The organism is Hymenobacter caeli, assembly GCF_013294115.1.
GTDB classification, from domain to species: Bacteria; Bacteroidota; Bacteroidia; order Cytophagales; family Hymenobacteraceae; genus Hymenobacter; species Hymenobacter caeli.
Window position 1 is genome coordinate 15,405 of the sequence record NZ_JABSNP010000003.1, and the last position, 19,581, is coordinate 34,985.

General features: G+C 65.7%; 18 protein-coding genes, 1 tRNA gene and 1 pseudogene. 8 read left to right on the plus strand and 12 right to left on the minus strand.

The window, feature by feature from the left end:
- Positions 1-98: 98 nt before the first annotated feature.
- On the plus strand, positions 99-2,726 hold the full coding sequence (locus tag HNP98_RS03545) for a DUF5686 and carboxypeptidase regulatory-like domain-containing protein (protein ID WP_173808683.1): 2,628 nt from the start codon (positions 99-101) through the stop codon (positions 2,724-2,726).
- Between the two features lie 52 nt (positions 2,727-2,778).
- Here HNP98_RS03545 and HNP98_RS03550 read toward each other — a convergent pair whose 3' ends face one another.
- Positions 2,779-3,084, minus strand: coding sequence for a hypothetical protein (locus tag HNP98_RS03550; RefSeq protein ID WP_173808684.1), 306 nt, complete (start codon positions 3,082-3,084; stop codon positions 2,779-2,781).
- A 123-nt stretch (positions 3,085-3,207) separates the two neighbouring features.
- On the opposite strand from HNP98_RS03550, the gene HNP98_RS03555 reads away from it, so the two are divergent.
- The gene (locus tag HNP98_RS03555; RefSeq protein WP_173808685.1) at positions 3,208-3,834 is read left to right on the plus strand and encodes a hypothetical protein; all 627 of its coding nucleotides are present in this window, start codon (positions 3,208-3,210) and stop codon (positions 3,832-3,834) included.
- Between the two features lie 97 nt (positions 3,835-3,931).
- Positions 3,932-4,004, plus strand: a tRNA-Thr gene (locus HNP98_RS03560).
- 72 nt (positions 4,005-4,076) lie between these two features.
- Here the strand turns inward: HNP98_RS03560 and HNP98_RS03565 are convergent.
- Positions 4,077-4,493 (minus strand): hypothetical protein, encoded by a 417-nt coding sequence (locus tag HNP98_RS03565; RefSeq protein WP_173808686.1) that lies wholly within the window; start codon positions 4,491-4,493, stop codon positions 4,077-4,079.
- Positions 4,494-4,692: 199 nt separating this feature from the next.
- Here HNP98_RS03565 and HNP98_RS03570 point away from each other — a divergent pair, with 199 nt between their 5' ends.
- On the plus strand, positions 4,693-5,424 hold the full coding sequence (locus HNP98_RS03570; RefSeq protein ID WP_173808687.1) for an SDR family NAD(P)-dependent oxidoreductase: 732 nt from the start codon (positions 4,693-4,695) through the stop codon (positions 5,422-5,424).
- 54 nt (positions 5,425-5,478) lie between these two features.
- Here HNP98_RS03570 and HNP98_RS03575 read toward each other — a convergent pair whose 3' ends face one another.
- Positions 5,479-5,817: a DUF4157 domain-containing protein gene (locus HNP98_RS03575; RefSeq protein ID WP_173808688.1), complete on the minus strand. Its 339-nt coding sequence runs from the start codon at positions 5,815-5,817 to the stop codon at positions 5,479-5,481.
- Between the two features lie 328 nt (positions 5,818-6,145).
- On the opposite strand from HNP98_RS03575, the gene HNP98_RS03580 reads away from it, so the two are divergent.
- Both HNP98_RS03580 and HNP98_RS21745 read left to right on the plus strand, forming a co-directional pair.
- Positions 6,146-6,850: a C40 family peptidase gene (locus HNP98_RS03580; protein WP_173808689.1), complete on the plus strand. Its 705-nt coding sequence runs from the start codon at positions 6,146-6,148 to the stop codon at positions 6,848-6,850.
- A 425-nt stretch (positions 6,851-7,275) separates the two neighbouring features.
- Positions 7,276-7,368 (plus strand): annotated as a pseudogene (locus HNP98_RS21745) (YkvA family protein); the annotation flags it as partial.
- 339 nt (positions 7,369-7,707) lie between these two features.
- Here the strand turns inward: HNP98_RS21745 and HNP98_RS03590 are convergent.
- From HNP98_RS03590 to HNP98_RS03615, 6 genes are all read right to left on the minus strand, one after another.
- Positions 7,708-7,971, minus strand: a complete 264-nt coding sequence (locus tag HNP98_RS03590) for an acyl carrier protein (protein ID WP_173808691.1) — start codon at positions 7,969-7,971, stop codon at positions 7,708-7,710.
- 155 nt (positions 7,972-8,126) lie between these two features.
- Positions 8,127-11,570, minus strand: a complete 3,444-nt coding sequence (locus HNP98_RS03595) for an efflux RND transporter permease subunit (RefSeq protein WP_173808692.1) — start codon at positions 11,568-11,570, stop codon at positions 8,127-8,129.
- Position 11,571: 1 nt separating this feature from the next.
- Positions 11,572-11,967: a four helix bundle protein gene (locus tag HNP98_RS03600; protein ID WP_173808693.1), complete on the minus strand. Its 396-nt coding sequence runs from the start codon at positions 11,965-11,967 to the stop codon at positions 11,572-11,574.
- A 24-nt stretch (positions 11,968-11,991) separates the two neighbouring features.
- Entirely contained in the window at positions 11,992-13,152 is a 1,161-nt protein-coding gene (locus HNP98_RS03605; RefSeq protein WP_173808694.1) for an efflux RND transporter periplasmic adaptor subunit, read from the minus strand.
- A 70-nt stretch (positions 13,153-13,222) separates the two neighbouring features.
- Positions 13,223-14,875, minus strand: coding sequence for a TolC family protein (locus HNP98_RS03610; RefSeq protein WP_173808695.1), 1,653 nt, complete (start codon positions 14,873-14,875; stop codon positions 13,223-13,225).
- A 37-nt stretch (positions 14,876-14,912) separates the two neighbouring features.
- Positions 14,913-15,527: a TetR/AcrR family transcriptional regulator gene (locus tag HNP98_RS03615; protein WP_173808696.1), complete on the minus strand. Its 615-nt coding sequence runs from the start codon at positions 15,525-15,527 to the stop codon at positions 14,913-14,915.
- A gap of 180 nt (positions 15,528-15,707) precedes the next feature.
- Between HNP98_RS03615 and HNP98_RS03620 the strand changes: the two genes are divergently transcribed.
- On the plus strand, positions 15,708-16,208 hold the full coding sequence (locus HNP98_RS03620) for a regulatory protein RecX (protein ID WP_173808697.1): 501 nt from the start codon (positions 15,708-15,710) through the stop codon (positions 16,206-16,208).
- 6 nt (positions 16,209-16,214) lie between these two features.
- On the opposite strand, the gene HNP98_RS03625 is transcribed toward HNP98_RS03620, so the two are convergent.
- Together HNP98_RS03625 and HNP98_RS03630 are read right to left on the minus strand one after the other, a co-directional pair.
- Positions 16,215-16,622, minus strand: a complete 408-nt coding sequence (locus HNP98_RS03625; protein ID WP_173808698.1) for a hypothetical protein — start codon at positions 16,620-16,622, stop codon at positions 16,215-16,217.
- Positions 16,623-16,640: 18 nt separating this feature from the next.
- Positions 16,641-17,276: a DUF4230 domain-containing protein gene (locus tag HNP98_RS03630; protein ID WP_173808699.1), complete on the minus strand. Its 636-nt coding sequence runs from the start codon at positions 17,274-17,276 to the stop codon at positions 16,641-16,643.
- A 100-nt stretch (positions 17,277-17,376) separates the two neighbouring features.
- Here HNP98_RS03630 and HNP98_RS03635 point away from each other — a divergent pair, with 100 nt between their 5' ends.
- The gene (locus tag HNP98_RS03635) at positions 17,377-18,597 is read left to right on the plus strand and encodes a glycosyltransferase family 39 protein (RefSeq protein ID WP_173808700.1); all 1,221 of its coding nucleotides are present in this window, start codon (positions 17,377-17,379) and stop codon (positions 18,595-18,597) included.
- Between the two features lie 51 nt (positions 18,598-18,648).
- Here the strand turns inward: HNP98_RS03635 and HNP98_RS03640 are convergent, their stop codons facing one another.
- Positions 18,649-19,572, minus strand: a complete 924-nt coding sequence (locus HNP98_RS03640) for a 1-aminocyclopropane-1-carboxylate deaminase/D-cysteine desulfhydrase (RefSeq protein ID WP_246274958.1) — start codon at positions 19,570-19,572, stop codon at positions 18,649-18,651.
- Between the last annotated feature and the right edge of the window lie 9 nt (positions 19,573-19,581).

The following is a 19,581-nucleotide window of genomic DNA, read 5'->3' on the forward strand; positions in this document are numbered from 1 at the left end:
CCCGCGGGCCCCGCTCCGAATCAGCCGTACTTTGGGACAACATTATGGTGCTTCATTCGTCTACCCGGCCCGACCGGTTATTTACGCTTTTGTTTGCTATGCGCTATTGGTGGTTGGGCCTGCTGTTGCTGGCGGGGGGGCCGGGGGCCCGGGCGGGCGTGGTAAAGGGCGTCATCAGCGGGGCCGACGGCAGCAAGCTAGCCTTCGCCAACGTGGCCGTGCGCGGCGACGCCACCAGCACCGGGGCCAACGACCAGGGCCAGTACGCGCTGCGCCTGCCCGCCGGGCGCTACGAGCTGGTGTTCCAGTACGTGGGCTACCGGCCGCGCACCGAGGCCGTGCGCGTGCCGGGCGGCGACTCGACCTTGGTGCTCAACGTGCAGCTGGCCGCCGAAGCCTACAGCCTAGGCGAGGTGACGGTGCGCGCGTCGGACCGCGACCCGGCCTACGCCATCATCCAGCAGGCGCAGCAGTGGCGGCCCTACCACCGGCGCGAGGTGGCCGCCTTCCGGGCCCGCCTCTACAGCAAGAGCCTGGGCCGCATCCTCGAAACGCCGGGCAAAATCATGGGCCTCTTCAAGCTGGGGCCCGACATCAAGCCCGGTATCTTTTACCTCTCCGAGAGCCTGTCCGATATTTCCTTCACCCAGCCCAACGTCGTCAAGGAACGGATGTTATCGAGCCGGGTCAGCGGCGACTCGCGGGGCATCAGCTTCAACCGGGCCAGCGCGGGGCGGGGGCTGAACTTCTACGACAACCTGATTAAATCGGGCTTCTCGGAGCGCGGCTTCGTGTCGCCCATCGCGGCCAGCGCCATGCTGTTTTACCAGTACGAGCTGGTGGGCAGCACCCGGCAGGCCGACGGGGCCCTGGTGCACAAAATCCGCGTCACGCCGCGCCGCCGCACCGACCCTGTATTCACCGGCTTCGTGTACATCGTGGACGGCTCGTGGCGCCTGCATTCCATCGACTTGAACCTGGGCAAGGAAGCCCAGCTCGACTACGTGGACGGCCTGCACATCGGCCAGCTGTTTGCCCCGGCCCCCGGTAATCCCAACGTGTGGGTGATGCAGTCGCAGGAGCTGCGGGCCAACCTGTCGGGCCTGGGCTTCAAGGGCTCGGCCTACATCACGTCGGTGCTCTCAAACTACGCCGCCGTGGTGCCCACCTACCCCGCGCCGCCCGTGGCCGCGGCCCCCGCGCCGGCCGCGCCCGGGGCCCCCGCCGCCCGCGAAACCGCCGCCGACATCCGCAAGCTCAAGCCCGACCTGCGGGGCCTGGGGGCCCAGGTGCGCCGCCGGGTGAAGCAGGCCCAGCGCGACTCGCTGCGCCGCGACCCGCTGGCCCGCATGCCCCGCGGCGAGGTGCAGCTGGTAGAAAAAGGAGCCAACGCCCGCGACACCGCCTACTGGGCCCAAATCCGCCCCGTGCCGCTGTCCGACGAAGAGAAAAAGGACTACCGCACCAAGGACAGCACCGAGGTCATCCGCCGCTCGCGCCCCTACCAGGACTCGATGGACCGCAAGCGCAACCAGTTCGAGCCCATCAACCTGGCGGTGGGCGGCTACACTTACCGCAACTCGTTCAGGATGACGAGCGTGACGGTGCAGCCAGTGGCCAACATCCTGCAATACAACACGGTGGAAGGCGTGGTGGCCAACGCCCGGGTAGAGTTCGCGAAGCGCACCGACGACCGCCGCTTCGTGACGCTGGCCCCGGTGCTGCGCTACGGCTTCAGCAGCCGGCAGCTCAACCCCAGCGTGGGCCTGACGTGGCAATTCGACCCCGTGGTGCTGCGCCAGCTCAGCCTGGTGGCGGGCCGCACGGTGGAAAATTTCGACCGCAACTCGCAGCTCACGCCGGCCATCAACTCGCTCTACACCCTGTTTGCCAACTACAACTACGCCAAGCTCTACCGCCGCGACGGCCTCGACCTCACCTTCCTCACCGAGCCCGTGAACGGCCTCACCCTGCGCACCACGGCCAGCTACTTCGACCGCCGCGAGCTGTTCAACACCACCGACCGGCTGCTGGTGGACGTGAAAGACCGCGCCTTCACCCCCAACCAGCCCGTGGCCGAGGAGGCCCCCGGCGGCACCGGCTTCGGCCAAAGCAAGGCCCTGACGGTGGGGGCCAGCCTGGACTTCAAGCCCGGCCAGCGCTACGTCAACCGGCCCGACGGCAAGTTCAACCTGGGCTCGAAGTGGCCCACCTTCAACGCGCAGGGGCGGCTGGCCGTGCCGCACGTGCTGGGCGCCGACGTGCGCTACCTGTTGCTGCAAGCCGGCGTGAGCCAGCGCCTCGACCTGGGCCTGCTCGGCAGCAGCACGTACCGCGTGGTGGTGGGCGGCTTCGTGGGCAAGCAGGAGGGCCTCACGTTTGCCGATTTTCGCCACTTTTCCGGCAACCGCACCCTGCTCACCGGCAACTTCAACGACTTCCAGCTGCTCGACTACTACGAGTACAGCACCCGCGCCGCCTACCAGGAAGCCCACTACAGCCACCACTTCAACGGTTTCATCTTCAACAAAGTCCCGCTGCTGCGCCAGCTCAAGTGGCAGGAAGTACTCTCCCTCAACTACCTGCACACGGCCCAGGCCGGCCACTACGTGGAGCTGGGCGCGGGCATCGAGCACGTATTCAAGCTGCTGCGGATCGATTTCTACACCGGCCTGCAATCGGGCCAGCGCACGGGCACCGGCGTGCGGGCCGGGTTCGGCTTTTAGGGGAAGAGAAACAAGCAGTAGAAAACGTCTGCTTCTCAGTCCACGCTCGCCGCTACTTCACTTCTTCGTAATCGACGTACTCGCCGCCCCGGAACTCGGTGGGACGCTCGCCCTTGCCGTTTTTGGGCGGCACGTAATCGACGCGCACCTGTCCGGGGGCGGGCGGCGGCCCCGTGGGCCGGCCGGGGCCCTGGGGCCCGAACGGGTTGCCGGGCATGGGTCCGAACGGCCCGCCGCCTTGCTGCTGGGCCTTGTGCACCTGCTGGCGCACGAAGCCGCCCAGCACGGCCCGCACCAGCGAGGGCAGCACGTAGCGGATGAGGAAAAACGAGAACAGCAGGGTCAGCCAGACAGACATGGGGCAAAGGTAAAAGGCGGCGCGGTGGGGCCGGTAGCAACATAACGGCATTTGCCGTACATTTGGTTTAACCCCCCTCGGTTCGAAACAGTGTAGTCGTTCATCACCGCTCACCCGCCGGTTATGCGTCACTTGCTTTGGTGTTTGCTACTCCTGGGCCTGCCGCCCGCCGCCGCGCGGGCCCAGCGCGTGTGCCCCGGCTACGTGGTGCTGGCCAACGGCGATAGCCTGCGCGGGGCCGTGTACCTGACCAGCGACTTCGAGCAGCAGCAGTTCGTGAAGTTCGTGCCGCTGGCCGCGGACAGCCCCAAGCCGCTGCGCCTATCCGACGACGTGGTGCGGGCCTACGGCTACGTGCAGGGGCCCGACACGGTGCGCTACCGCAACTGCGGCCCCGCGCTGGCCAGCGTGCCCGTGGTGCTGGCCAGCAGCCGGAGCGCGGCCGCGCTGTACCCTACTTCGCGGCTGCGGCTGGGCTCGTTGCTGAAGGTGCTGCAAGCGGGGCGGGTGCAGGTGTACGAGCAATACCTGCCCGTGCGGGGCGGCAACTCTTTTCTGCGCGACGTGCTGCTGCGCACCGGCACGGGCGCGTTCGTAGGCACGTACTGGTGGAATTTCCGGCCCCGCGCCGCCGAGTATTTCGCCGACTGCCCCGCCCTGGCCGCCGACCTGCGGGCCGGCCGCTACCCGCCGCGCACCCTGCCGGCGGTGGTGCGCCGCTACAATACCTGGTACCACGACCGCCACTAGGCCGGCGGCCACGCGAAAAAAGTGCGCCCCGGAACGCGGTTTTTTGGGGTGGGGCCTTATCTTTGTGCTCCCGATTTGCCACCGGCAGCCGGGAAATGCCGCTTTAGCTCAGTTGGTAGAGCAGCTCATTCGTAATGAGCAGGTCGTTGGTTCGAGTCCAATAAGCGGCTCTTTAGAGCCCAGCAGCACGAAGCCCCCGGCAACGCAGTTGCCGGGGGCTTCGTGCTGCTGGGCCGGGGCGGCTAGCTGGCGGCGAACTTAGACTTGCCCCGGCCTTTGAACGGCTTGCCGTCGAACTTTGAGCGGTATTTGCCCGACGCTTTGGCGTCGGCGGTGCGGTCGTTGCGGCGGCTGCGCACCACCAATAGGCCTAAGCCGAAGGCCAGCGCGGCCGCGCCCACGGCCTGCTGGGTGGGAGAGAGGCCGCGCACCCGGCCGGCCACTTGGGTGCCTAAGTCGCGCACCGATTGTGGTAACTGGCCTACCAACTGGTTTAGGTCCACGCCGTCGAGCCACTGCTTGCCTTGGGCAACGGCGTCGTCGAGGGGATGGCCGGCGGCTTCGGGTGCGGCGGCGGTAGGAGCGGCTTGGGGTGCGGCGGCGGTAGGAGCGGCTGCGGGGGCGTCCGAAGCGGCGTCGGGGTGGGGGGTAGAGCGCATGGGAAGGGGTGGGTAGAAAAGTGAAGCGAACGCGGCGTGCGTGCGGGCTGGTTATTCGCAAACGGGCCGGGGCGGGTTGCCGAACCGGCGGTTTTTTTGCCCCGCCCCGCTTTTGGCTGAACCGTGGGGCCGTTCGGCGGTTGTGCCCCCGGCCCTTGCCTTGGCCTGTTCATCCCGCATTCATCCTCATCCCCACCGTATGGGTCGTTTTAAAGACAAAGTATGCTTCGTTACCGGAGCCACCTCGGGCATCGGGCGGGCCACCGCTTTGCAGCTGGCCCGCGAGGGCGGCCGGGTGGTAGCCCTGGGCCGCGACGTGGCCGAAGGAAAGTCGCTGACCGACGAGATAAAGAAAACCCGCGGCAAAGTGCTGTTCATCCGGGCCGACGTGGGCGTGGACGCCGACCTAGTAGCCGCCGTGGCGCAGGCCCTGGCCAAGTGGAAGCGCATCGACGTGCTGGTGAACGACGCCGCCATCATGACCTTTAAGCCCATCCTGAAAATGGACCCCGCCGATTGGGACCTGGTGCTGAACGTGAACTTGCGGGCCCTGTTCCGGCTCTGCCAGCTGTGCCTGCCCCACATGAAGGGCGGGGCCGTGGTGGCCGTTAGCTCCGTCCACGCCTTCCAAACCACGCCCAACGTAGTGCCCTACGCCGCCAGCAAGGGCGGCACCGAAGCCTTCGTGCGGGGCCTCAGCCTCGAAATTCCCCACACCCACGCCCGCATCAACGCCGTGGCCCCCGGGGCCGTCGATACGCCCATGCTTCGGAATAACCCCAACATCAAGAACGGCACCGAGCAGGTGACCGGCCAGGTGGGCACGCCCGACGAATTGGCTGCCGCCATCTGCTTCCTGGCCTCAGACGAAGCCAACTTCATCAACGGCACTACGCTGGTGGTGGACGGCGGCCGGCTAGCGCAGCTCTAATAAGCCCCAAATAATTTTGGTAAAACCTTCTCGACCAACGCTGAGGAGGTTTTTTTAGGCCTGGGGAGCCTGGCCGGCGGCCAGGGTCTGCACCACGCGCCGGGCTTCTTCCCGGGCTTCCACCTCATACTTATTATTGTAATACCCCACCCGCGCCGACTCCACCAAGTAGCGGTAGAGGAAGGGCAGCAGGCCCTGCTCGCGGTACTGGCGCAGGTGCACCTGTTCGTGGGCCACCCACTCGGGGTCGGCCAAAAATTCGGCGCGGGAGGCCCCGCTCAGGTGCACGGTGCCGCCGATGACCATCGCCACCCGGGCGTTGCCGCCCAGCACCGCGCGGGCCACGCGGGCCAGCGGCGAGTTGACCCAGGTGCGGAGCTTGGCGTCGGGCATGGGAGCGGATAGCTAAAAATTCGCGAACTGCCACATACGGTACAACTTTATGGCCGGTTGTCGAAGACCGTATGATTATTTAGCTAAAGGCTAGTGTTTTACTGATAAAAGACATCTTTCTCCTTTTTTTGGGTGCGGCCGTACCGAAACTTTGCCTTAGTTTTACCCGGCGGGGTGGTGGTTAATCATAGCGAATAACCCCTGGGCCGCGTCGCTTTATCCCTTTGTTTTTGGCCGCTTGTGGCCTTGCCTATTGCCTAAGAAACCATTTTTTGCCGGTATTTCCGCCACTTTTCGGAACCCGGGCTTACCCCCTCTACGACGGACAATGAAAAACAGCCTTTTGTATTGCCTCGCCGCGGCCTCCCTGGTTCTTTCCTTCTGCTTTGAGCGCGTCCCCGATGCTTCGCTCACGTCCCGCGCCCTCAACGCGCCGGCCGTGGCCGAAGCATCGCTGCTTTCGGGCCTGATGACGAACGAGCCCGGTGGGCCCACCGGGCCGCCCACCTCACCCGAAGCCGCCGCTGCCCGCGACTCGCTCGCCTACGGCTACTACGCCCAAACCCTGGGCCTGAACTTGGCCCACACCGAAAACAAGGGCTTGCTCCAGACCGTGACGGACTGGATTGGCACCCCGTATCGCTTCGGGGCCAGCTCGCGCCGCGGCACCGATTGTTCGGGCTTCGTGACCCGCGTGTTCAACGAGGTGTACGGCATCGCGCTGCAACGCAGCTCGCGCTCGATGTTCGGGTCCGTGCAGCATGTGGCCAAGACCGACATGCAAACCGGCGACCTGGTGTTTTTCCGCCACGGCAAGGGGGCCATCTACCACGTGGGCATTTACCTGAAAGATGGCAAGTTCGCCCATTCGGCCTGCAACGGGGGCGTGCGCGTCAGCTCGCTCGACGAAACGTACTACCGCCGCAATTTCTACGCCGCCGGCCGCGTGCCGGCCGCCGCCCGCGCCGACGCCGCCACCCTGGCCGACGCCGTGGCCAGCGCCGCCGAGGCCGCCGCGCCCGCGCCGCAGTAGCCCGCGCCGCGCAAAGTTTTGAGAGCCCCGCACCCCGTGCGGGGCTTTTTTTTCGCCCCGCGGCCGCGTAGCCCAACCCCACCCCCGCGCAATCGGTATAACAGCGGGCCGGCGGCCCCGCGGGGCCCCGGGTTTTTTCCTTCCCTTGACATTGCGCTTATATGAATACCCAGACCCCTCCCTCCGGTGCCGACGTGGCCGGCTCGGCCCTGTTCAAAAAATTCCTGGCCAAGGCCGAAAATTACCTGCGGCAGCCCACGCTGTTGCGCAAGCTGCTGCTGGACGCCTACACCAAGGCCCAGCAGAAGAACGAGCTGGGCAGCCTCGCCCACGAAGCCTGGACGACCCTGCAAACGCTGTTCCGCCTCATCAGGGCGTCGGTGGCGGGCGACTACACCGGCGTGCCGGGCACCACGGTGGCCGCCGCCGTGGCCGTGCTCATCTACTTCATCAGCCCCATCGACCTGATTCCCGACTTCATCCCCGTGGTGGGCCTGGTGGACGACATGGCCCTGATTGCCTGGTTCTCGCTCACCATCAAAACCGAAATCGACAAGTTCCACGAGTGGGAGCTGACCCGGCCCAGCGAGGTGGCGGCCGCGCCCAAGCCCGCGCCGGCGGCCCACGACGACCTGGTGCCCTCTTCTGGGTCGGCCAAGTACGGCGGCACCGTCACCGCGCCGCACGCCGGCGTGGCCGCTGCCACCACCGACAGCAGCCGCGACGCCAGCCACGGCACCGTGGCCACCGGCGGCAACGTGCGGTAGGGCCCCGGCTAAGACACGCTCGGTACAGTGCTGAAAAAGCCCCGAAACGTAAGTTTCGGGGCTTTTTTGTTGCCGCCCGGCCCGGTGGGCCTAGGCGGCGGCGTGCTCGCGCACGAAGCGCACGAAGTCGCCCACCGTGTACAGGGGCACTTCGTCGGGAATGACGATGTGAAAGTTACGCTCCAGCTCCAAAATGATGTCCACCACATCGACGGTGTCGAAGCGCAGGTCGCGGGCCAGGCTGGCCGTTTTGCGCACGCGCGACGCCCGGATGGCTTTGCGCTTGCTGATGATGCGAAAAACCTGCTGCTCGATGGAAGCAGCGGGGAGGGCGGCGGCAGTGGATACGTACATTTTTTGCAAAGGGCTTAGGGGGCAGGGTATAAAAAACGGCGGCGAAGCGGGCTCCTAACGCGTGGGTGCGGGACAACCGCACGCCGCCGACCGGGATAATCGACGGAATGCGGTTGCTCGACCGATTAATGGGGCAAATACACGGGGTACAAATTTTAGGCCAGTACTGCCGGCGTGGCCGCGTTCACCTCTTCTTCGTCTACTTCCTGGGCGGGCGGGGGCGTGTTCACGTTGCGGCCGGTGAGCCGGGCTTGCAACTTTTCGTTGAGCAAATACATCACCGGGACCACCAGCAGCGTGATGAGGGTGGCAAACGTGAGCCCGAAAATAATCGTCCAGGCCAGGGGCCCCCAGAACACGACCGACTCGCCGCCCAGGAAAAAGTGGGGGTGGCCCGAGTTGAACAGCTCATAGAAATCGATGTTCAGGCCCACGGCCAGCGGGATCAGGCCCAGCGTGGCGGCCGTGGCCGTGAGGATGACCGGGTTGAGGCGGGTGCGGCCGGCCAGCACCAGGGCGTCGTGCAGGCTCATGCCCTGGGCCCGCAGCATGTCGGTGAACTCGACCAGCAGGATGCCGTTCTTCACCACGATGCCGGACAGGGCAATGACGCCCACGCCCGTCATCACGATGCTGATGTTCATGCCCGTCACGGCCAGGCCCAGCATCACGCCGATGACCGAGAAGATGATTTCGGTGAGGATGATGAGCGGCTTGGCCACCGAGTTGAACTGCGTGACGAGCACCAGGAAGATGAGGGCCAGGGCCCCCACGGCGGCGATGCCGAGAAAGCTGGTGGTTTCTTGGGTGTCTTCCTGCGAGCCGCCCATGCGGATGGTGTAGCCGGGCGGCGTGGGGAAGGACTTCAGGGCCTGCGTGACCTGCTGCACCACGGTGACGGGGGCGAAGCCGTTGAGCACGTTCGAGCTGATGGTGATGAGGCGGTGGGTGTCTTTGCGCTTGATGCCGCCGTAGGTGGTGCCGTAGGTGACGTCGGCCACGGCCGAGATGGGCACCTGGCGGATGGCGAAGCTGGTGAGGTCGCGGAAGGTGATGGGCGCGTTTACGATGGCGTCCACGTTGTCGCGGTAGGGCTTGGCGTAGCGCACCTGGATGGGGTACTCGTCGTCGGGGGTTTTGAATTTGCTGGCCTCGTAGCCGTAGATGGCCGTGCGCACCTCCTGCCCAATCTGGGCCGTGGTGATGCCCTCGCGGTTGGCGCGGGTGCGGTTGATGTTGACGGCGATTTCGGGGTTGCGGTCTTCCAGGTCGGTGCGCAGGTCCTCGATGCCGCCAATCTTGAGCGAGTCCACGTAGCGCTCCACGCGCTTGCTCAGCGCGGCCAGCTTGGGGTAGTCGTCGCCGCTCACTTCGATGGCTATCGGCTTGGCCTGGGGCGGCCCGCTGGCCTCCTGGTCCACCGACACCGACGCGCCGGGCACGCCCTTCACGGCCTCGCGGATGTCGTCCATGTAGATGTGGGTGGCCTGGCCCGTGCGGTCGCTCAGCTCTTTGAAGGCCACGGCCACCTTGCCCAGGTGCGACTGCGAAACCCCCGTGGCGGTGGCCTCGGTGGGGTCGCCGGCCCCGATGGCCACGTTGCTGATGATGGATTCCACGTCGGGGTTGTGGCGGCCGACGACCTTGTACACGCGCTGCTCCAGGATGCGGGTGATGGAGTCGGTGACTTCCACGCGGGTGCCCACCGGCATGCGCAGGTAGGTGTAGATGAACTTGGGGTCGCCCTTGGGGAAGAAGTCGATTTTGGGGTTGCGGGCCTGCAAGGCCATGATGCTCACCACCATCAGCACCACCAGGCAGCCCACGATGGCGAGCTGCCGCCACACCCGGCCGCCCACGGCCAGCTCCACGAGGCGGGCGTAGCCGTTCTGAAAGCGCGGCAGAATGCTGCGCTGGAAGCCGGCAATCAGGTACACGAACACGTACTTGTCGAGGAAGCACAGCACGATGAGCGTCACCATCAGGTTGCCCAGGAACGTGGAGCCGGCCAGGTAGCCGGCGATGGCCACCAGCAGCAGCCCGCCCATGCCGAGCAGGAAGTTGCGGGTAAGCTGCGGCTTCTGCACCCGGTCGAGGTGCTCCTCGCGCTCCATGAAGCTCACCGCGAACACCGGGTTCATGATGAAGGCCACGATGAGCGAGGCCCCCAGCGTGAGGATGAGCGTGACCGGCAGGTAGTACATGAACGAGCCGATGAGGCCCGGCCAGAACATGAGCGGCACGAACGGGGCCACCGTGGTGAGCGTGCCCGCCAGCACCGGCACGAACACCTCGCCCGCCGCAAACTTGGCGGCCTTGGTGGTGCTCAGCTCGGGGTGCTCGTGCAGCAGGCGGTGGGTGTTCTCAATCACCACAATGGCGTCGTCCACCACGATGCCCAGCGCCAGCAAAAAGGCGAAGAGCACAATCGTGTTCAGCGTGAAGCCCAGCACCGGCAACATAATGAAAGCCAGGAACATACTCAGCGGCACCGACAGGCCCACGAACAGGGCGTTGGTGGTGCCCATGAAAAACATCAGAATCAGCGTCACCAGCAAAAAGCCGATGATGATGGTGTTGAGCAGGTCGGAGAGGGTGTTGCGGGTGTCGTTCGACGAGTCGCCGGTGATGGTGATTTTCAGGCCCTTGGGCATGCTGGCCTGCGAGTCTTTCACCAGCTTATGAATTTTGTCGGAGGCGTCGAGCAGGTTTTCGCCCTGGCGCTTCACCACGTTCAGGGCAATGGCGGGCTGGCCGTCGAGGCGGGCGTAGCTCTCGCGGTCCTTGAAGCCGTCGACGACGGTGGCAATGTCGCCGAGGCGCACCGGGGCCCCGCGCAGGTTCTTCACCTGGATGTTGGCGATGTCGGCGGCCCGCACGTACTGGCCGGCCACGCGCACGGCCCGCTTCTGGGCCCCCACGTCGATGCTGCCGCCCGACACGGTGATGTTCTCGCGGGCAATGGCGCTCTCAATGTCGCTGAAGCTCAGCTGCGAGGCTTGCAATTTGTAGAGGTCCACGTCCACGTTCACCTGCTGCTCCAGGGCCCCCACGATGTCGACGCGGGTGATTTCGGGCAGGGCCTCGATTTTGTCCTGAAAGTCGTCGGCGAGCTTTTTGAGCTGGGCGGCGGGCAGGTTGCCGCTCAGGTTGACGTACATAATCGGCTGCTCCGAGATGTTGACTTCCTTCACCACCGGGGCGCTGGGCAGGTCGTTGGGCAGCTCGGTGGCGGCCTTGTCCACGGCGTCCTTGATGAGCTGCTTGGCGGCCTGCACGTTCACGTTCGAGTTGAACTCCACGTCCACGATGCAGTAGTCCTGGTTCGAGGTGGAGTTGATTTTCTTCACCCCGTTCACGCCCTTGATTTCCTTTTCGAGCTGGCGCGTCACCAGGTTTTCGATGTCGGCCGGCGAGGTGCCCGGGTACACCGTGGCCACGATGATGCGCGGAATCACGATGTCGGGGAATTTCTCCTTGCCCAGCTTGATGTAGGCAAACAGCCCCGCTATCGTCAGCAGCAGCGTGATGACGTAGATGCTCGTTTTGTTGTTAATGGACCAGCTGGTAGGTCCAAACTCCTTTTCAATATCTTGCATATTAGTAGGCTTTTGGCTGTAAGCTATTGGCTGTTGGCTTTTGGGTGGCCGACAGGCGGCCGATGAAACTGTGCAGCATTTTAGTCTCTTCTTCCAGTAGGTCCGGCAACCGACTGTCCGGCAGGAGGGTAATAAACCCAATTCTCGTGGCGGCCAGCAATTGCGTGTCCAACCCGAAGCAAGAGCCCAGCGCAATTTCCAGAAAGTGTTTGTACTCGTTTTCGCTTGTGCGGCTGCTGCCTTCGGCAATGTTGGAGGGAATTGAAACCGCCGCGCGGGTCATCTGGCTGCGTAAGCCGTACACCTCCTCGCGCGGCAGCTGGCGAACCAAGTCGTACGTGGCCTGCACAATTTCTAACCCGTGCTGCCAGACCCTCAGTTCCTTGTAATTTTTCATTGCAAAAAAGCCAACAGCCAACAGCTAAGCGCCAACGGCCAATAACTGGCCTTCGTTCAGGTTCTGGTAGCCCGCCGAGATTACTTCGTCGCCGGTTTTCAGGCCGCTGGTGATTTCGGCCTGGCCGTTGTAGGTCTGCCCCACCTTGATGATGCGCTTCTGGGCCACGGGCTTGCCGGCCTGGCGGGCCACCACGAGCACGAAAGCGTTTTGTTCGTCGTGCTGCACCAGGTCCACCGGCAGCACGGTGGCGCTGGCCTGGCCGTAGTTCTGGATGCGCACGGTGGCTATCATGTTGGGTCGCAGCTTGGCGGCCGCGCCGGCGGGCAGGTGCAGCTCCACGGTGAAGGCGCGGCTGTTGGCCGAAATGGTACGGCTCACGGTGCGCACCGTGCTCATAATTTCCTCGTTGCCCAGGTCGGGCAGGCTCACCAGGGCCTTATCGCCGGCCTTGATGCTGCCGGCGTAAGCCTCTGATACATCGGCCAGCACCTTGCCGCCCCGGCCACTGTTGAGCTGCACCACGGGGGCCCCGGGGGCCACGGTTTCGCCCAGCTTGGGCAGCACGTTGTCCACGGTGCCGGCGTAGGGGGCCACCACGTTGTACATGGCCCGCTGCTGCTGCATGGTGCGCAGGTTGCGCTCCAGGCCCTCGTAGCTGTTTTTGGCCTGGAGGTACTGGATTTCGGTGCCAATCTGCTGCTTCCACAGGCCGGCCTGCTTCTGGTACACGATGCGGGCCAGGTCGAGGCGGGTGCGCAGCTCGGCCATGCTGGCGTCGAGCACGCCGGCGTCGACGGTGGCCAGCACCTGGCCCTGGTGCACCCGGTCGCCGCGCTGCACCCGCACGCTGGTGAGCGTGCCGGCGGCGCGGGCCCCCACGGTGGCATTCTGGTCGAAGTCCACCCGGCCCTGTACTTCCAGGTAGCCGGCGAAGCGCTGCGGGGCCACCGTCAGCACCGACACCGGCACGGCCGCGGCGGCCGAGTCGGCCTTGCCCGCGCCGGTCGAAACTTCGAGGGCGGCAATCTTGGCCTGGGTCGCGGCCTGGTCGGCCTTGAGCTTGGTCAGCTCGGCCTTGGGGTCTTTGGCCCCGCCGCAGGAAGCCATTATCAGGCTGATGGCCACTAGCTGATAGCTGTTAGCTTTCTTTAGGCGGCTGGCTTTTGAAAAAAAAGAAGTCATATAGAAAAAAGTATTTTTCAGGCAAGGAAAAAGCTAACAGCCAATAGCCATAAGCCAACAGCCATTTAAGCTACTTCGGCAGCAGCTCGCCGGTGGCCTTGTCGCGGTCCACCTTGGCCACGAGCACGTCGTAGATGGCGGCGTAGTAGTTGGTTTGGGCCTCGCGCAGCGAGGTTTCGGCCGTAATCACCTCCAGGTTGGAGCCCACGCCGGCGTTGAACTTGATGCGCGTCACGCGGGCCACGTCGGCGGCCAGAATCAGGTTGTCCTGCTGGTTGTCGAGCACGTCGAGGGCGTTGATGAGCGTGGCGCGGCTTTGCGCGTCTTGTAAGTCAATGCTTTGGCGCAAAGTTTCGAAGCCGCGCTCGATGGTTTGCTGCGCGATGCGGGCCTGCTGCACCTGGTACTTGCGGCGGAAGCCGTCGAACACCGGCACGTTCAGGGCCAGGCCCACGTTGCCAAAGCCGAACCAGTTCTGGTTCACGAAGCCGTTGGCGCTGCGCGAGTCGGGGCCCCGGAAAGCAAACAAGTCCTTCGCCGCGTTGGCCGAGCCCGTGAAGCCGTAGGCCCCCGTGAGCGAGAGAATGGGGTAGGCCCCGGCGGAGCGGTTGCGCAGGTCGAGGCCGGCCAGGGCCTGCTGCGTTTGCAGGGTCGAAAACTCGATGCGGTTGTTGTAGTTAAAGGCCGCGTCGGCCTGCACGGGCTGGCCGTTGTTGATGGTCGGGGCGGGCTGGCCGCCGGTGGCCCCCACGCCGGGCGTGGGCGGCGCGGGCAGGCCGCCGGGCCCGCTGCCGGTGCCGAAGCTGGCCGCGCCCAGGCGCTGGCGCAGGGCCCCGGCATCCACTACCGCCGCCCCGAGCGAGTCGGTGAGCTGCACGGCCTGGGCCTGGGGCAGGCCCATCTGGAACTTGAGTAGCGCGAGGCTCAACTCGGTGAGGCGCTGGGCTTTCTGCTGCTCCACCACCAGGTTGTTGCGCTGCACGCGCAGGCGGTCCACGTCGAGCTTCTCGGCGAAGCCGGCCTTAAATGTTTGGTTGGTTTGGTAAAGCACCGTGTCGAGGCGCTGCACGTTGCGGGCCAGCAGGGCCAGGCGCGAGCGGGCCACCAGCGTGCTGTAGTAGGCCTTGCTCACCTGCTCTACCACGTCGATTTCGGCCTGCTGGGTTTGCTTCCGGGCCAGCTCCTGGTACACCTTGGCCGCCTTCAGGCCGATGAGGTACGAGCCGTTGAAGAGCTGCTGCGAAAACGAGGCCGACGTGTTGCCCGCGTATTGCAGGCCGAAGGCAAACGGTTGGGGAGACGTGGCCACCACTTGCCCGTAGGCCGGGCTCAGGGTCACGGCCTGGCCGGTTTGGGCCCGGGCAATGTCGGCCTGCGTCAGGGTCGTGCCGCTGAGCGGGGCCCCGGCAAAAGACCCGAAGTCCACCAGGGTCTTTTGCAGCTTGAAGTTGTCGGCCACGTTGGCCCCCACGTTCAGCTGCGGCAGGCCCTGGGCCTTGATTTCGCCGATGCGGGCGGCGGCCGTCTGCTCGGCCAGGCGCGTGGCCAGCAGGCTCGACTTGCTTTGCACGGCGTAGTGCACGGCTTGCGGCAGGCTCAGGAGCATGGCGGGGGCCCCCGCGCCGACGGCCGGCGCGGAAGTTTGGGCCGCCAGGGCCAGCGGGGCCGCGCCTAGCAGGGCGGCCCAGAGCCAGCGCTTGGATTTGAATAACGTGTTGTCCATCAGAGATAAAAGTGTTAAAGTGGGAGGGGCCCGGGGGCTATTCCTCCTCCGTCACGTGTTGGTACTGGTTGATGAGCCGGTGGCCCTTGAGCGAGGCCACCCCCAGCAGGAAGTGCTCGTCGAACACCCGGTTGACCCGCGCGGCCCCGAACTGCATCGGCGGGTAGAGGTCCAGGTCGAAGGCCAGCTCAATCTGGGCCAGGCTGAGGCGGCCCAGCACCTCCAGGTCGAGGTCGGGGCGGAACAGGCCTTCGGCCATGCCGCGCCGCAGGTTCTGGGTGATTTGGTTGAGGATAAACGTGTTTTTGTGGGCCGAGAACAGGGCCCAGGCGGCCGGGTGGTACTTCTTGAGGTCGTAAAAAATGCTGGGGTGGATGTCGCTGAACTCCCGCTCGGCCCAGTGCGAGATGTTGAGCATCTCCTCCACCGCGTTGGTGGCGTGGCTGGCCAGGCTGGCGCACTCGTTCTGCGAGTGGGCCAGGTGCCGGACGATGACGCCCTGCACGATGTCGTCTTTGTTGGCGAAGCTTTTGTAAAGCGTTTTCTTCGACATGGCCAGGCCGGCGGCGATGTCGTCCATGCTCACGCTTTTGATGCCGTTGCGCAGGAACAGGGCCCCGGCGTGGGTTAGGATGCGGTCTTTGGTTTCCATAATCAACGCGGCAAAGATACAAAGGAAACTTTAAACGGATTCAAAGTTTCCATAAGTATTTCTGACGCGGCCCCCAAGCCCCGGTCGCCGGGCAGGACGGCTGGCCCCGGAAAATATTTTAGCACCTTGCCAATTATCCCGCCCCGCTGGCTGTTACGCCCCGTCACTCTTTCCCGCCCGATGTTCAAAACCGACAAAACGCCCAAGACCTACACCCCCGGCGAGGCCCTGCAAAAGATTGCCGCCTTCTGCGCCTACCAGGAGCGCCACCAGAAGGAGGTGGAGCAAAAGCTGCGCTCCTACGGCCTCGACGAGGACGAGGCCGGCGAAATCATCATCCGCCTCAGCCGCGAGAAACTGCTGGACGAGGAGCGGTTTGCCCAGGCCTTCGTGCGCGGCCACTACCGCAACAAGCAGTGGGGCCGCCGCCGCATCGTGCAGGACCTCAAGCAGAAAGGCATCAGCGAGTACTGCATCAAGTCGGGCCTGAAGGAAATCGACGGCGACGAGTACTACCAGAACCTGGTGAGCGCGCTGGAAAAAAAGGACCGCCAGGAAAAGGAAAAGAACCCGCGCCTGCGCCGCCAGAAAATCAGCGTGTACCTCACCGGCAAGGGCTACGAGCAGGACCTGATCAAAATTGCCCTCGACGAGCTGGGCAAAGTGCCGGAGGACGAGTAACCGCCGCTAATCCACGATGCGCACCTGGTACGGCGGGCGTCGGTCTGAGAAGCTAACGGCCCCGTCCAGCACCACCATGTTGGGGTTGTGCAAGTACGCAACGGCATCGGCCACTAGGGGAATTTTCGCGTGGCAGTGCTGGCACTTAGGGCCGGCGCCGGGCGTGAAGCGCCCGCCACACGGGCAGGCCGGCAACGTGGTCGCTATCTGGGCCAACAGCTCCGGCGTGGCGGCCTCGTACACGAGTTCCTTATCGGCTTCGCGGTGGATGACGTTGGAGCAATCCGAGCAAAAGAAATGGGGAAAGCACTCGCTCATGCCACTGGAGCGCCAGCCGGGCGTCAGCTGCTCGCAGGCCGGGCAGCGCAGGTTGCCTACCCATTGCAGGCGGCGGCTGTATTCAACAATTTCCATACTGAATTTAATGATGCGTTAGCCTTTGCGGCCCGGGGCGGGCAGCACCATTTGCTGGCCCAGCACCACGCGCCGGCCCGTGAGGGTGTGCAGCAAGGGTACCAGAATCTGCTGGGCGTTGCGCTGGGTTTCGGCCAAGATGCCCGATTGCAGCGCGGCGGTGCGCACCTGGGCCTCGGCGTACTTGTAGCCCTGGTCCACCAGGTCGGCGTCCTGGAAAAAGCCGTTTTCGGTGCTGAACACCCGGCTTTGGTCGTGCCGCACCTGAAAGTTGCACAGCTCGGGCGCCGGCAGAAACACGCGCACCACCGAGTCGCCTTCCAGCACCACGTCCTGGGGCCGAATTTTGCGCAGGTCGAGGCAGCCCGTGGCTTCGCCGGCCACAATGAGGGCCACTTTGGCGTCGGGCAGAATGGCGAGGCGGTTGGCGCGCTTGTACTCCACCACGTCCTTGAAGCGGTAGCGCACCAGCTCCAGCTTGCCCAGGGCCTCCACCTGCGTAAGCACGGTGTTGTGCGTCACGGTCACGCGCGGCGCCTGCACCAGCGGGTTGAGGCCGTCGAGGGCGGGCCCAACTTTCTTCCACAGAAACCAGCCCAGGGCCACTAAAAAAACGAGGGGAATGAGGCGGCGAATCAGACGGACGAGGTTCATAGGGGGTTGAATACGGCGGCGGGGCCGCGCCGTTGGGCCCGGGGCCCCCGGGCGGCCTTCGTAGCTTTGGCCGGTGCCACTGCCTTTACTTCCGCCGCGGGTGCGCCCCGTGCTTGCCCAAGTGCGCCGCCGACTGGGGCGCTACCACCGCCCGCTGCTGCTGGGCGCGTGGCTGCTGGTGCAAGCGGCATTTCTAGCGAAGTTCCACGGCCCCCACTTCGCCAACGACAGCGCCCTGTACCTCGAGTACGCGGCCAACGTGGCCGCCCACGGCTACTACCAACCCAGCGCCGCGGTGCCCGGGGCCACGGCCCGGGTGGAGGGCGGCAGCAACAATTTTGCGTACGAGCACAGCCAGCGCTACATCCTGTACCCGTGGTTTCAGAGCGTGTGGCTGCGGCTGCACACCGGGCGCTGGGGCATCGTGCTGGCGCAAATGGCGCTTTCGGGGCTGGCGGCGGCGGCCCTGTACGGGGCCGTGCGGCGGCTGGCGGGCGGGCGGCGCGGCGCGGCGGCCGTGGCCACAGGCCTGCTGGTGGGGTGGCCCGACGTGCAGCAATTCAACAGCTACCTGCTCACCGAGTCGCTGTTCATCAGCCTCTCGGTGCTTTCGTTTTGGGCCCTGGTGCGGGTGCGCGGCGGCGGGTGGCGGGCCGGGGCGCTGCTGGGGGCCCTGCTGGTGCTGGCGGCCCTGGCGCGGCCCAACGGGTTTGTGGTGGGCGGGGCCGCGGCGCTGGCCGGGCTGGCCGCGCTGTACGCCCGCCGGCGGCCCTGGTTCTGGGCGGCGGTGGGGGCGGGGGTGCTGGCCGTGCCGCTGCTGCTGCGGGCCCTCGACCGCCAGCTCGTGACGTACTTCATCGTCGAAACCTACCAGCGCGGCGAGCTGATGTACGGCTCGCCGGTGTGGGCCCTGCACCCGGCCGCGCCGCTGCTGCTGCCGCCCGCCGGCACGGGCCAGGTGGCGCGGGTGCTCTACTTCGCGGCCCACAACCCCGGCTTCCTGGCGCGGCTGATGGCCGGCAAGCTGTTCGTGTTTTTCGGCAGCATCAAGCCCTACTACTCGCTCGGGCATCGCCTGACGAGCGTGCTGGTGCTGTGGCCGTTGTACGCGCTGGCCGTGCGCGGGGCCGGGCGGCGCGACGTGTGGGCCCCGGCGCGGGTGTTTTTGGCGGCCGTGCCGCTGCTGCAAGCCGCCGTGGTGATGCTGACCGTGGACGACTACGACGTGCGCTTCCTGGCCCCGGTGCTGCCGTTCGTCTTCGCCCTGGCCGCCCTGGGCCTGTGGAAGAGTGAATGGGTGAATGAAGGAATGGGGAAATGACGGCCTTTTATTCTTCTTTCCATTCCTTCATTCCCCCATTCCCCCATTCCTTCATTCCCCCATTCCCTCGCCGCCGCCGAAACGCTCGTGCCACCCGGCCCAGGCCTGCAAGCCGCCGGTGTGGATGGCCACCACGGTGCTGCCAGGCCGGAAGTGCCCTTGCCCGATCAAATCCAGCACGCCGAACAGCAGCTTGCCGGTGTAAATCGGGTCGAGCAATACGCCGTGCCGGGCTTCAAACCCGTGAATGAAAGCCAGTAAGTCGGCCGAATATTTGGCGTAGCCGCCGAAATGATAATTCGTAGCTAACCCATAATTAGTGTGTGCCCGCCCGGTGGCGGCCAGCGTCAGGGCGTCTACATCGCGGCGCAGGAAGCCGCCGTTTTTCAGAGCGGCCACGCCCAGGGCCGTTTCGGGGCCCGCCAGGCCCCCGAGCAGGCCGGCCAGCGTGCCGCCCGTGCCCACGGCCACGGCCAGCGCGTCGAACGCCACGCATTGGCGGATTTCGGCCGCCAGCTCGGCCACGCCGGGCAGCGCCAGGGCGTTGGTGCCGCCCTCGGGCAGCGGGTAGGCGGGGCCGAATTGCCGGAGCATCTCGGCGAGGAAGGCGGGCTCGGCGCGGCGGCGGTAGGCGGCGCGGTCGAGGTAGTGCAGGGCCATGCCGTCGGCGGCGCAACGGGCCAGGGTGGGGTTCGGGGCCCCGGTGGCCTCGCCCCGCACCAGGCCCACGGTGGCCAGGCCGTGCAGGCGCCCGGCCGTGGCCACGGCCGCCAGGTGGTTGGAGTAGGCCCCGCCGAAGGTGAGCAGCCGGCCGCGGCCCAGGCGGCGGGCCTCCCGCAGGTTGTACTTGAGCTTGCGGGCCTTGTTGCCGGGCAGCGCGGGGTTCACCAGGTCGTCGCGCCAGAGCAGCAGGCGCACCCCGGCGGCCGTGGCCACGGGCTCGGGTAGGTCCTGAAGGAAGGGGTTGGACGGCAAGCTTTTGAT

Coding starts and splice junctions, on each gene's coding strand:
- HNP98_RS03545 (WP_173808683.1), top strand. CDS start 99: ATGCGCTATTGGTGGTTGGGCCTGCTGTTGCTGGCGGGGGGGCCGGGG.
- HNP98_RS03550 (WP_173808684.1), bottom strand. CDS start 3,084: ATGTCTGTCTGGCTGACCCTGCTGTTCTCGTTTTTCCTCATCCGCTAC.
- HNP98_RS03555 (WP_173808685.1), top strand. CDS start 3,208: ATGCGTCACTTGCTTTGGTGTTTGCTACTCCTGGGCCTGCCGCCCGCC.
- HNP98_RS03565 (WP_173808686.1), bottom strand. CDS start 4,493: ATGCGCTCTACCCCCCACCCCGACGCCGCTTCGGACGCCCCCGCAGCC.
- HNP98_RS03570 (WP_173808687.1), top strand. CDS start 4,693: ATGGGTCGTTTTAAAGACAAAGTATGCTTCGTTACCGGAGCCACCTCG.
- HNP98_RS03575 (WP_173808688.1), bottom strand. CDS start 5,817: ATGCCCGACGCCAAGCTCCGCACCTGGGTCAACTCGCCGCTGGCCCGC.
- HNP98_RS03580 (WP_173808689.1), top strand. CDS start 6,146: ATGAAAAACAGCCTTTTGTATTGCCTCGCCGCGGCCTCCCTGGTTCTT.
- HNP98_RS03590 (WP_173808691.1), bottom strand. CDS start 7,971: ATGTACGTATCCACTGCCGCCGCCCTCCCCGCTGCTTCCATCGAGCAG.
- HNP98_RS03595 (WP_173808692.1), bottom strand. CDS start 11,570: ATGCAAGATATTGAAAAGGAGTTTGGACCTACCAGCTGGTCCATTAAC.
- HNP98_RS03600 (WP_173808693.1), bottom strand. CDS start 11,967: ATGAAAAATTACAAGGAACTGAGGGTCTGGCAGCACGGGTTAGAAATT.
- HNP98_RS03605 (WP_173808694.1), bottom strand. CDS start 13,152: ATGACTTCTTTTTTTTCAAAAGCCAGCCGCCTAAAGAAAGCTAACAGC.
- HNP98_RS03610 (WP_173808695.1), bottom strand. CDS start 14,875: ATGGACAACACGTTATTCAAATCCAAGCGCTGGCTCTGGGCCGCCCTG.
- HNP98_RS03615 (WP_173808696.1), bottom strand. CDS start 15,527: ATGGAAACCAAAGACCGCATCCTAACCCACGCCGGGGCCCTGTTCCTG.
- HNP98_RS03620 (WP_173808697.1), top strand. CDS start 15,708: ATGTTCAAAACCGACAAAACGCCCAAGACCTACACCCCCGGCGAGGCC.
- HNP98_RS03625 (WP_173808698.1), bottom strand. CDS start 16,622: ATGGAAATTGTTGAATACAGCCGCCGCCTGCAATGGGTAGGCAACCTG.
- HNP98_RS03630 (WP_173808699.1), bottom strand. CDS start 17,276: ATGAACCTCGTCCGTCTGATTCGCCGCCTCATTCCCCTCGTTTTTTTA.